Source organism: Synergistes jonesii, from assembly GCF_000712295.1.
Taxonomy (GTDB): Bacteria; Synergistota; Synergistia; order Synergistales; family Synergistaceae; genus Synergistes; species Synergistes jonesii.
Genome location: NZ_JMKI01000007.1, coordinates 1 through 2899, shown reverse-complemented (window position 1 = coordinate 2899; position 2899 = coordinate 1). Strand labels below are relative to the sequence as shown.

Below are 2899 nucleotides of genomic sequence, written 5' to 3'. Positions count from 1 at the left end.
CCGACCGACCACGGCGACCGGAGCTTCTTATTTCTCCGCTGCAGCTTTTCCACGCTGCGCGCCCACGCTTCGCGCTCCCGCATCCTGGCGGCCTCCAGGGCCGCAATGTCGGCGCTGACGGTATCGACTATCCTGTCCTGTGAAGATACATACCTCCTGAGAGCTCCTATCTCCGCCGCCTGAGACTCCAGCATCTCCACAGTGTCGCGCCCGTCGGCGAGCGGAACGACATACGCCTCATCTGTCAGCAGATATCCCTTCGGCCGCAGTTCTATCTTCCCTGTATCGCCCCAGCAGGTCGTTCCAGCGGACAGCGACGTCAGAATCATCAAGCCGGCCGACATCGCGCCTAATAACATTTTTCGCACTTTCAACCACCTCCGGCAATCTATTTCTCTCACTTTGGGCCTTCTCAATAACGCTTTTCAGCCTTTCGGCGGCGTCGTCAACGGCGGCCGTCTCCACAGGCGGCCGCGTCGTTCCGTCTACGCCGTAGATCCGCGCCTGCCCCCACCGCCACAGATACCACCCGGCGGCCGCCAGCAAAACCGCCGCCGCGAGCAGCGCCCACCGGCGCCGGCCGTCAGAGACCGCCCTCATTTTCATCGTCCGCGCGTCTTTTAGGGCGCGCCGGCCTTCGCACGGCTTCATAGCCCGACTTGCCGGCCGCCGCCGCGAAGACGACCCCGCCGAAATAAATGCCCAGCTCCTTGGCGTTCGGGGGAATATCTTTCGTAAACAGCCAAGCGGCGACGAAAACCAGCAGATTCACCGCCCACGTCAGAATCGCGATCGGCTTAGTCCACGGCAATCCGTTCAGATAAACAAAAACCCTGTTCATTCGACGCCCCTCTTTCCTTCGTCCTTACAGCCCTTGCAGGCTTTGTCGTCCAGCCCCAGCCTCCCGTCGATCACGCGCCTTACCCACGGCCGTCCGGCCGAGACGGCGACATAGACCGCCGCCAGCCTCCCGGCCTCGCCCACGCCTAACTCGCACAGCCCCAGATAGACGGCCGCCCCGAGCGTGACGTCCGAAACATGGCCGACGATGAAGCGGTTCCACATAAACTTATCCTTCAGCCAGTGCTTGCTCAGGAAATCCACCGAAGACGTGATACAGGCGGCGATCAGCCCCGGCATCACGAGCAGGAAAATAGCCTTGAGCGAATCGAACGCGTCCTTTACCTCCTGCTGGCTCACCTCACCTCACCGCCCCCTGTAATCCCAGCGCGCGCGCCTGCCGCGCACGTCCACGTGGATCCCCCAGTCGTACAGGCCTATGCCGCCTTTGTCGAACTCTGGGATCATAGCGGCGAACTTAGCAAATTCCTTCGGCGAAAGCTTCGGGCAGTAAATATCGGCGGCTATGCCCTCCAGATGCCGGCTGTTCCGCACGCCGCCGACGCGCCTGTTGTGCCGGACGCATCTGACCGCCGAATTGATGATGATGGGGACGCCGATCAGATCCCTCAGCGCCTGTAAAGCCGTCACCAGCTTCATGTCGATCGGCGCCGCGTCGCAATCTTTCCTTCCGCACCTACAGCGGAACTCCTTCCGCGAGAAATCCTTCGTTAGGTCTCCCAACGCCTACGCCTCTTTCAAGCGCCCTTCATACAGCCGCCACAGCGCGCAGACGTTCCGCGCGTAAGCGCTCCCGCTCCCAGCGCCATTGAAGCGGCCGGCGGCGGCGCGCACGATCGCGGCGTCGATCCCCCCGCCCGCTCCGAGCGCCAGGCGCACCGCATCATTGTGGCGCGCAAGCTCCTTGCGGAGCAGCACGCCCAAATGCGCCGCGCCGAAGCGCACATTCTGATCCGGATCAAGCAGCGCCGCGACAGGGTCCTTCCTGGCCGCAGTCCCCATATAGCCCCAGGCCAGCGGCAGCATCAGCTGCATAAGCCCGTAGCTCGTGGCCACATCCTCGAGGGACAAGCCGCATGCATGGGCTATCTCGCGGCAGCGCGCCTCATACCTTTCCATATACTCCGGCTCGTGCCGCGTTGCCTCTGGGCCCCCGCCCGACTCCTGCTCGATCACCGCCAAAATCAAAGCCGGCGGACATCCAGTCTGCCGGCCCCACTTCTCCGCAAGCTCCCGCCAGCGGAAGACCTTCATATCGGCTTCCATTTCGCCCTTATTACCCGTCCAGCTCCGCTTCCAGCGCCCGTATCTCTTCGCGTATCGCCTCGCGCGCGGCGTGGAACGCCGCAATATCGAACGGCGGGTTGAGTCCGGCGGCCACGTACTCGTTATACTTGGCTATCTTCCAGTCGCCCGTTTCTGAGGCGTTGCTCGTGAGGCTGAGCTTCAGCCTATAAATCTCGTTTTCTATTTCGTCCCATGTTCTTTCGCTCATAATCTTTCTCCTTTTCGGCTATCCGAGTAAAATTTGTAGACACAGGTTGGAAGCGCTCTCTGCAGAGCCGTGCGCCGAGAGGCCGTAACCGGTGCAGCGGGCGAAGCGCGTCGTAGAAACGACGTCTCTCAGCCAAGTACCGTTTACTACCTGTCTGAAATTGATAAAATTGAACAGCGGCAACCTTTGATTGGCGTCTAAAACATCCGCTCCAGAAGAACCGAATATCTTTGTGCCGAATAGTTCTACCTCGCTCAGCAGCGTCGCTCGGACGTCATAGACATCGTAAGCGCTCGCCGCCCCCATCATGGTCGGCAGTCCTGCCGCCACTGCGTTTGTATCGACGGCGTTGCTCAGCCAGCGCCTGTCCGTCAGCAGATGAGTGCCGAGCACCGAGTCGAGCMTTGATACCCTGTCGGGTATCGTCGTAGTCCACATTTGCGAGCCTGCATAGCCGCCTGCCGTCGTATTTGTTCCGTTCATCGGTGCCGTCCCCAAAGCGCCCTTCGGCAGCATGACGAGATGGTGTGCGGCCATCGGCGT

General features: G+C 61.3%; 7 protein-coding genes. All 7 read right to left on the bottom strand.

The genetic code is table 11. The features are described 5' to 3' along the window. Nucleotides 1-368: hypothetical protein (locus EH55_RS02985; RefSeq protein WP_152550710.1), on the bottom strand; the 368-nt coding region annotated here is incomplete at its 3' end. 215 nt (nucleotides 369-583) lie between these two features. Continuing rightward, nucleotides 584-841 (bottom strand): hypothetical protein, encoded by a 258-nt coding sequence (locus tag EH55_RS02980; protein ID WP_037973899.1) that lies wholly within the window; start codon nucleotides 839-841, stop codon nucleotides 584-586. Further along, on the bottom strand, nucleotides 838-1200 hold the full coding sequence (locus tag EH55_RS02975) for a hypothetical protein (RefSeq protein WP_037973902.1): 363 nt from the start codon (nucleotides 1198-1200) through the stop codon (nucleotides 838-840). The genes EH55_RS02980 and EH55_RS02975 overlap by 4 nt, the downstream gene beginning before the upstream one ends. Nucleotides 1201-1206: 6 nt before the next feature. Further along, nucleotides 1207-1584 carry a D-Ala-D-Ala carboxypeptidase family metallohydrolase gene (locus EH55_RS02970; protein ID WP_037973903.1) on the bottom strand — a complete coding sequence of 126 codons (378 nt, stop codon included), beginning with the start codon at nucleotides 1582-1584 and terminating at the stop codon, nucleotides 1207-1209. Between the two features lie 3 nt (nucleotides 1585-1587). Then, a complete protein-coding gene (locus tag EH55_RS02965) occupies nucleotides 1588-2127 on the bottom strand; it encodes a lytic transglycosylase domain-containing protein (RefSeq protein ID WP_037973906.1) in 540 nt (179 codons plus the stop codon). Between the two features lie 10 nt (nucleotides 2128-2137). Then, on the bottom strand, nucleotides 2138-2356 hold the full coding sequence (locus tag EH55_RS02960) for a hypothetical protein (protein WP_037973908.1): 219 nt from the start codon (nucleotides 2354-2356) through the stop codon (nucleotides 2138-2140). 18 nt (nucleotides 2357-2374) lie between these two features. After that, nucleotides 2375-2899 (bottom strand): hypothetical protein (locus EH55_RS14375; protein WP_037974630.1); only part of this gene is annotated, 525 nt, incomplete at its 5' end.

Bases quoted from the DNA above. Each gene is read 5' to 3' on its own strand.
- EH55_RS02965 (WP_037973906.1), bottom strand. From the start codon at position 2,127: ATGGAAGCCGATATGAAGGTCTTCCGCTGGCGGGAGCTTGCGGAGAAG.
- EH55_RS02960 (WP_037973908.1), bottom strand. From the start codon at position 2,356: ATGAGCGAAAGAACATGGGACGAAATAGAAAACGAGATTTATAGGCTG.
- EH55_RS02980 (WP_037973899.1), bottom strand. From the start codon at position 841: ATGAACAGGGTTTTTGTTTATCTGAACGGATTGCCGTGGACTAAGCCG.